Below are 8,374 nucleotides of genomic sequence, written 5' to 3' on the forward strand. Positions count from 1 at the left end.
GATCCCGAACAGTCCACAGGCGTTCTCGGGTCCGGTGCGCGTGAAGCAGTGAAACACCGTGAGGGGCAGCCGGATGATCCCGGCTGCCCCTCACACCTGCCTGGTGCCCACGCGTACCGATCGCTACCGGGTGCGGAACGACCGGAGGTAGGACTTGGACGGGGTGCCGACACCGGTGTTGTTGTCGAAACCGCGGCCCGCCTTCAGCACATGGTTGTCGCCGAAGTCCAGGACGAAGGCCGGGACCCCCTCGGACGCCGGAAGGACCTGGGCCTCGCTGGTGCCGGGGCCGTCGGCGGTCAGGTCGGTGAAGGCGTGGCCGCCGGCGCGTGCGTAGATGGCGGGGTTCGCCCAGCCGAAGCCCTCGCCGCCCTGCGCCTGCATGGCGGAGGCCTGCAGACCCGCGAACAGCGGGCAGGCGAGGCTGGTGCCGCCGATGCTGGTCTCCACGTAGCTGGTGCTGCCGTCGGAGCCAGTCCTGGTCATGCCCACGATGAAGCCGGTGAAGGGGTCGGCGACCATCGACACGTCCGGGGACACCCGCATCGGGTTGGCGACCTTCGTGCCGTCCAGCAGCGTCCTGGCGAGCTCCTTCGGGACCACACCCTGCTGGTAGAAGGGCTGCCTGAACAGGCTGCTGGTGCCGCCGCCACCCCCTTGCAGCCAACCGACCGGGAACCAGGCACCATTCACCAGGGCCCACCCGTTGCTGCCCCACGCGGTGCTCCACAGCGCCTGGTTGTGTGCGCCGATCGCCAGGCTGGTGCCGCCGACGGCGGTCACCCACGGGCTGGAGTCCGGGAAGCCGGGCTGGAGGGTCGACGACCCGCTGACCAGGCCGCACAAGGTGGCCGGGTCATTGGGGCCGCAGTTGCCCGCGGAGAACTGGTAGCTGATGCCCTCGATGGCCCCCTGTGCGAAGAGCCGGTTGAACTCGGCGATCGCCGCCGGGTCCTCGTCGCCGGTGGTCTGGTAGACGAACCCGCCGTACGAGTTGGAGACGATGTCGGCGCCGTGCGTGTCGTTGATCGTCTGGTAGGCCTTGAGGAGTCCCGCGTCCCGGCACGTGTTCGCGCCGTAGTAGCGCACGTTCGCGTCCGGTGCCATCGCGTGCAGGGCCTCTACGTCCATGGTCTGTTCGACGGCCCAGCCTCCGGGACCGCCGCAGCGGGTGAGGTCGGTCCACTGATCCGGGGTGACCGTCTCGGTGTACTGGCCGTCCCTGAACGGCTTGTCGCCGTGGGTTCTGGCGTGCTCGTTCGCGTCGGCGAGCATCGTGGGGGAACCGTAGACGGCGACGATCGCGACCGTCGCGCCCTTGCCGGTGAGCTTGGAGCGGGTGACGCCGTACGCGCCGCGCAGTTGGGAGCCCGTGTATCCGCAGGTGACGTACGGGTTCTGCTTGCCGTTGAAGGGCGGGTCGGTGACGTCCTTGACCTGGCCGTAGTAGGAGGAGCAGCGGGCCGGGCCGAGGAAGGTGGTGCCGTTGCGGGTCTTGGTCGCGGTGGCCTTGGCTCCTGTCACGCCCTTGGCGAGGCTGGTGGTGACCTGGCCGACCAGGCTCGCCGGCCGCATGATCGTCGGCATCGTTGTCAGGCCCGTGATGGTGCCCACGTCGGCGGCGACCGCTGCGGGCACCCGCGCGTCGGCTGTCGGCGCGACGTGGCTCTCGCCCTTGACCTGGTAGCTGCGCAGGGTGACGCCGAAGGCCTTCTGGATGGCCGGGGTGGTGCCGGTCACGGTGACACCGGCCTTGTCCGACGAGGTGACCCGCAGGCCGGCTCCGGTGAGCCAGGACCGTACGGCCTTGACCTGTGCGGCGGTCGCGCCGAAGCGCGCGTGGTACTGGGCGGGGGTGAGGAAGCGGTGGTAGAGGGGACTGGCCGGCGTGGAGACGGCTCGCGCGTAGGCGGTCATGCCGGCGGGGTCCTGGCCGGCGTAGAAGACCGTGGGGGTCAAGGTGGTGGAGGCGGCTGCCACGCCGTGGTCGGCCGTGGCGGTGGCCCAGGCGGGGTGCGTGTTCGCGACCGCAGCCGTGGCCGAGGCCGGGGTCGCGGGACCCGCCACGACAAAGGCGCCAGCCATGGCGACGGCCAGCGACACTGCCGCGGTCCGCGCGCCGAGGGGGCGCCTGACTGAACCGATCGTCCGGCGCATCCGGCCGGTCAGGGACTCTGTGGGCAACTGGATCCCATCCCCCGGGCGTGCCCGGGTCTACCCAGGCGGCGCCCTCGGCATCAGGGGCATCGACACCACGGCGGCCGCAGTCTTCCTCGCGCCGCTGCGGATGCAGCAGCGCCTGAACGCACGGTGCCCTGACGCCGACACCGCCCCCGATGAATATCGGGACCCGGCAACGCCCGGATAGTCGGCGGAGTGAGTGCTTCTGCCTCGCGATGTGTACAGAAGGTGAGCCTTTCGGCAGAACTCCCAGGTGGGCGGCGGTCGATGGACGAGTGCTTCCCGCGCTCGTGCTTCGAGTCCTGCGGAAAGCCCGTGGCAGGACTGCGGGACTCCGCCGCCTGACGTGGTGTCAGTCGTCGTCCGGCTCGGTCGGCAGGGTGGGCCGGGGGCCTTCGTCGGGTACGACCACCAGGCGTACGGCCATGTGCCGTGAGCCGGAGGAATGGTCGCCGGGCTCGGTCACATACCTGCTCAACAGCGCCTGGTACTCCTCGGTGAACGCGGCGACCTGGTCCTTCGTCATCCGCAGCCCCGCGCGATGGATCTGGTTCCAGCCCGCGGACGAGTCGTACCCGGCGTACGCGCTCACGACCAGGTTCAGGTCATGGGTCATCCTGAGCGCGCCGATCTTCACGGCGGCCTCGCGTTCGTCGGCGGTCAGCTCCAGGCCCGGCGGCGTGAAGATGTCCGTCATGAGCGACCTCCACCAGCGCTCCCGGCCGGCGGACCGCTCCTCGATCTCGGCGATCAGCTTGAGGTCCGCGAGTTTGCGCAGGTGGTAGCTGGTGGTGCCGGTGCTTTCGCCGAGCGCTCTGGCGACGCCGGTCGAGTTCGCCTCGCCGTGCTCTCCGAGGTAGCTCAGGATGTCGCGGCGCACCGGGTTGGACAGGGCCTTGTAGAAGGCTTTGAGGTCCGGGCCGGTGAGCACTCTCTTCTCGCTCTTCTCAGCGCGCTCGACCATGCCGGTCAGCGTACTGCAGAGACTCTCTGCAGCCGATGCAGAGATTGTTTGCAGAATATCTCTGCAATCGCTACCTTGGTTCGGGAGAGCACCAACAGGTGCCCGGATGCTGGGGGTTGTGATGCGGGAAGACCTGGCCGCGAGGGTGTCACCGGTCGCTGGAGTGGCACTGGAGCCGTGGCTCGCCGCGATGTCGCGCACTGTGGCCGCGCTCCGGCTGCCGACGGCGGCTTCCGTTCCGTCAGCCGTGGCGCGACAGGGGGCCGTTCATGTCTGACTCACTGGATGCCCGGATGCGGGACGAGATCGACGACCAGGTCGCCGAGGCGTTCGACGCCTACCTCGCCGACCGGCTGGCCGAACCGGGGCCGCTGCGCGCGTCACTGGAATGGGGGCGCGGCCCCTGGGTGGTGCTGGGCACCGTCGGACTGGGCGCTCTCGCCACGGCGCTGGCGCCGGCGGACGAGGGCGCCGTCATCCGCTGGATCTGGGGAGCGATCGCGATGATCGATCTCGTCTGGTTGCTGACCACGCGCCGCCGTTGACGATCCCCGGCATGGACGACCGCGCCGGGGAGACTCCCCCGTACGGCCCAGTCCCGCCCGTTCCGCCGGAACAGCCGCTCCTCGATGTGCCACCGGCGTTCCCGGGCCGGTCTTAACGCAAGCTTGATGCCTGGCTGTGATCCACACCTCGGTCCTTACCTCACTCTCTCCATACGCTGGTGCCGCCGTCCGCGTGATGGCCGAAACCGCACGCCGAGCCGCACGTCGAGCCGCACACCTGGAGAGCACACCGATGGCCACCACCGAACACCCGCCGTCGAGCCGTCTGCGGACGTGGATGCTTCAGGGCCTGTCAGACATGGGCAGGTCGGGTGGCCATACGGGCCCGCACGCCCAGCCCGAGCCGCCGCACAAGGGCCAGCGGTGGTACCGGGTGATGTGCCTGACCGGCGTCGACTACTTCTCCACCCTCGGCTACCAGCCCGGCATCGCCGCCCTCGCGGCCGGCCTGCTCTCCCCCGTCGCGACCGTCGTGCTCGTCCTCGTCACCCTGGCCGGAGCGCTGCCGGTCTACCGGCGCGTGGCCGAGGAGAGCCCCCATGGCGAGGGTTCCATCGCGATGCTGGAACGGCTGCTGTCCTTCTGGCAGGGCAAGCTGTTCGTCCTGACCCTGCTGGGCTTCGCCGCCACCGACTTCCTCATCACCATCACGCTCTCGGCCGCCGACGCCTCCACCCACCTGGTCGAGAACCCGCACCTGACCAGCGCCCTGCACGACGAGAAGATGCTGATCACCCTGATTCTGGTCGCCCTGCTCGGCGCGGTCTTCCTCAAGGGCTTCCTGGAGGCCATCGGCGTCGCGGTGGCGCTGGTGGTCATCTATCTCGGCCTCAACGTGGTCGTCGTGGCCGTCGGCATGTGGCACGTCATCACCGAGGGCCATGTGGTCACCGACTGGACCAGCGCCCTGACCGCCGAACACGGCAACGTCTTCGCCATGATCGGCATCGCCCTGCTCATCTTCCCCAAGCTCGCGCTCGGCCTGTCCGGCTTCGAGACCGGCGTCGCCGTCATGCCGCACGTCAAGGGCAACCCGGACGACACCGAGGAGAACCCGAAGGGCCGGATACGGGACACCAAAAAGCTCCTCACGGCCGCCGCACTCATCATGAGCGTCTTCCTGATCGCGACGAGCTTCATCACCACGGTGCTGATCCCGGAGAACGAGTTCAAGCCCGGCGGCCAGGCCAACGGCCGCGCCCTCGCCTACCTGGCCCACGAATACCTCGGCAACGCGTTCGGCACCGTCTACGACATCTCCACCATCGCCATCCTCTGGTTCGCGGGCGCCTCCGCGATGGCCGGCCTGCTCAACCTCATGCCCCGCTACCTCCCCCGCTACGGCATGGCCCCGCACTGGGCCCGCGCCGTACGGCCGATGGTCATCGTCTTCACCCTCATCGGCTTCTTCGTCACCTGGATCTTCGACGCGTCCGTGGACGCGCAGGGCGGCGCCTACGCCACCGGCGTGCTGGTCCTCATCAGCTCGGCGGCGATCGCCGTGACCATCGCCGCCCGCAAGGCCGGCCAGCGGGGCTGGACCATCGGCTTCGCCGTCATCTCGGCGGTGTTCCTCTACGTCACCGTCGTCAACGTCATCGAGCGCCCCGACGGCGTCAAGATCGGCGCCTGCTTCATCGCCGGCATCATCCTGGTCTCCCTGCTGTCCCGGCTGGCCCGCGCCTTCGAACTACGGGTGACGAGCGTGACGCTGGACGACATGGCGGAACGCTTCGTCCGGGACATGGCCAGCCGGAAGATACGGTTCATCGCCAACGAGCCCGACCGGCGCGACAAGGCCGAGTACCGGGACAAGATCGAGCAGATCCGCGCCGACAACGACATGCCCGAGCAGGAGGACTTCGTCTTCGTCGAGGTCACCGTCCTCGACCCCTCCGAGTTCGAGGCGAGCCTGACCGTGCGCGGCGAGGTCCTGCACGACCGCTACCGCGTCCTGACCCTGGAGTCCTCCTCCATCCCCAACGCCCTCGCCGCCCTCCTCCTGCACGTCCGCGACACCACCGGCCGCATCCCGCACATCTACTTCGAATGGACCGAGGGCGGCCCCTTCGCCAACTTCCTGCGCTTCTTCCTCTTCGGACAGGGCGAGGTCGCCCCGGTCACCCGGGAGGTCCTGCGCGAAGCGGAACCCGACCGCCCCCGCCGCCCGCGCGTTCACACCGGCTGACCGGGCCGGCTCCACTCGGCACGGACAGGATCGGCTCGGGCCGGACAGGATCGCCACGGACAGGATCGGCACGGGCCGGACAGGATCGGCACGGGCCGACAAGGCATGGGCCGACTCAGGCGCCCGCATCCGAAACCCCGTCAGGGTCCGCACGTGGACACCGGGTCGATACCGAGTCGATGCCGGGTTCGCGCGCCCGGCCGCGAGGGCCGCTTTGCGGCGAAGAGCGGCGAAGAGCGGTGAAGTATCGATTCTCCGGAGGGTTGCTCCCATTGTGGAGAAGATGTGCTCTTCATGTGGTTGAATAATGCACGACTCAGCCAGATGGCTTGATCTGACTGCCCGGCCGACCTCGCCCTGCCCCCTTGGGGCTGGGCTGTCGTCGGCCGTCGTCATGTCCGCCCGAGGCCGGGCAGGTGCGTGTGTCGCGCCGGTTCGACGATGCCGCCCGACCTCGCGCACGTGAAGGGAACCCCCATGACCGCCACCGTCTCCAATTTCCACTACGGCGCCGTGACCCCGGTGGCCTCGTACCTGATGGCCTGCCTCGGGGCGGCACTTGGGCTGCGGTGTACGACACGGTCGCTGCGGCGCCCCCACCGAAGAGCCGGCTGGCTGGCGTTGGGGGCGGTGTCCATCGGCTGCGGCATCTGGACCATGCACTTCATCGCCATGATCGGCTTCAGCGTCCAGGACGCCCTGGTCACCTACGACCCGGTCAAGACCCTCCTCAGCCTCGCGGTCGCCATCGCGGTCGTCGCCATCGGTGTCTTCCTCGTCGGCTACCGGGGCGGCTCACCGGTGAACCTGGGTGTGGCGGGCACGGTCACCGGTCTCGGGGTCGCGGCCATGCACTACCTCGGCATGGCCGCCATCCAGACCAACGGCGGCCTCCACTACGACGCGTTGACCGTGGCCCTGTCCGTCGTGATCGCCGTCGCGGCCGCCACCGCCGCGCTGTGGGCGGCCGTCTCCATCCATAAGCTGTGGGCGAGCCTGGGCGCGAGTCTCGTCATGGGCGTGGCCGTGACCGGTATGCACTACACCGGCATGGCCGCGGTCTCCGTCCACCTCACCGGCCAGTCCGCCGTCTCCCAGTCGCCCACCAGCCTGATGTCGTTCCTTCTGGCCATGCTCGCCGGCCCGCTCACCGTGCTGCTGATCGCCGGCGCGATCGTCATGTTCGACCCCGACATGATGCTCGGCGACGAGGACTGGGACCGGCCGGCGTACACGCCTCGCGACACCGGCGCCGGCTCGCCCGCACACCAGCCCTCCCAGTCGTCACGTCCGTACAACTCCTGAGGGCCGGCACTCGCCGCCCGGCCGGCGCGCCCGGTGTCGCGTCCCCGCTCAGGCAGGTGTGCCGGGTGGGGTCAGGCGTAGCAGGGCCGCTCCGTGTGCGGGTAGTTCGAGGTGCAGGTGGTGTCCGTCGTGTGGGGTGTCGGTGTGTGTCCATACCTCCCGGATCTGGTCGCTGGTGTGTGCGCCGATCGATCCGAGGGGTACGGTCACCTGGCTCGGGGTGTCGGCCAGGGAGAACACGGCGGCGTAGCGGGTGCGGCTGTCCGTGTCTGTTGCCGTCCACAGGATGAGGTCGCGTTCGCGCAGGACTTCCCGGTTGTCCTTGCTGTGCCAGAGGATGTCCAGGGCCTCGTCGTTGGTGAGGAGGGCGATGGTCTCGGGTGGGCTGGTGGGCAGGTCGCCGCCCATCATGAGTGGGGAGCGTGAGATGAGCCAGAGGGTGAGGAGGCTGGTCTGTTCGGCGGGGGTGAGGTTGCTCAGCCGGTCCTCGCCGCGTTCGGCGCGGATGCCGAGATGCCCCAGTGGCAGCATGTCGGCGTCGGCCCAGCCGTGTTCGTTCTGCCAGGGTGCCCAGCGGGCCATCCGGGTGAACTGGGCCTCGACGTCCGTCCATCGGTCCCACAGGTCGTCGCAGACCCGCCACATGGTGGCCGTCTGCCGGAGGTGGCCGAGGCGGGCCAGTGAGACATCGGTACCGGGCGACAGGCTCAGTTCGATCGGGCGTCCGCTGCGCTCGATGGCCCGGGCGTAGGCGGTGATCTCCCGTTCGTGGTAGGGGAAGAGCATGTCGTCGGCCTTGACGAAGTCGACGCCCCACGCGGCGAACTGGGCCACCTGGGCGTCGTAGTAGGCCTGGGCGCCGGGATGGTCGTGGTCGAGACCGTAGTTGTCGGAGTTCCAGGGGCAGACCGAGCCGGTGTCGGCGATCTCGTCGGCGGTGAAGCCGGTTCCCGCGACGGGCAGCCGGGCGGCGACGGCGCGGCGCGGGATGCCGCGCATGATGTGCAGGCCGAAGCGCAGACCGAGGTCGTGCACCCGCCCGGCCAGGGGTCCGAAGCCCGCTCCCGCCACGGCGGAGGGGAACCGGTTCGGGGCGGGGAGCTGGCGGCCGTACGCGTCCAGGACCACCGGCGCGTCCGGGTTGTAGCCGTGTGCGCGGGCTGTCGGCTC

6 protein-coding genes are annotated in these 8,374 nt (G+C 69.6%); 3 read left to right on the forward strand and 3 right to left on the reverse strand.

Translation table 11 applies throughout. The features are described 5' to 3' along the window. Positions 1–123 precede the first annotated feature (123 nt). Positions 124–2,184, reverse strand: coding sequence for a S53 family peptidase (locus tag AOK08_RS27810; protein ID WP_157876824.1), 2,061 nt, complete (start codon positions 2,182–2,184; stop codon positions 124–126). Between the two features lie 349 nt (positions 2,185–2,533). Then, positions 2,534–3,145 (reverse strand): winged helix-turn-helix domain-containing protein, encoded by a 612-nt coding sequence (locus tag AOK08_RS27815; protein WP_055531085.1) that lies wholly within the window; start codon positions 3,143–3,145, stop codon positions 2,534–2,536. 269 nt (positions 3,146–3,414) lie between these two features. Here AOK08_RS27815 and AOK08_RS27820 point away from each other — a divergent pair, with 269 nt between their 5' ends. From AOK08_RS27820 to AOK08_RS27830, 3 genes are all read left to right on the forward strand, one after another. Then, a complete protein-coding gene (locus AOK08_RS27820; RefSeq protein WP_055531087.1) occupies positions 3,415–3,690 on the forward strand; it encodes a hypothetical protein in 276 nt (91 codons plus the stop codon). Between the two features lie 253 nt (positions 3,691–3,943). Next, positions 3,944–5,899: an APC family permease gene (locus AOK08_RS27825; RefSeq protein ID WP_055531088.1), complete on the forward strand. Its 1,956-nt coding sequence runs from the start codon at positions 3,944–3,946 to the stop codon at positions 5,897–5,899. Positions 5,900–6,376: 477 nt separating this feature from the next. Continuing rightward, positions 6,377–7,204, forward strand: a complete 828-nt coding sequence (locus AOK08_RS27830) for an MHYT domain-containing protein (RefSeq protein ID WP_055531091.1) — start codon at positions 6,377–6,379, stop codon at positions 7,202–7,204. Between the two features lie 48 nt (positions 7,205–7,252). Here AOK08_RS27830 and AOK08_RS27835 read toward each other — a convergent pair. Beyond that, a partial coding sequence (locus tag AOK08_RS27835; protein WP_055531097.1) for a glycoside hydrolase family 27 protein occupies positions 7,253–8,374 on the reverse strand: 1,122 nt, incomplete at its 5' end.

Origin of the sequence: Streptomyces graminilatus (assembly GCF_001418565.1) — a bacterium.
Lineage (GTDB): Bacteria > Actinomycetota > Actinomycetes > Streptomycetales > Streptomycetaceae > Streptomyces > Streptomyces graminilatus.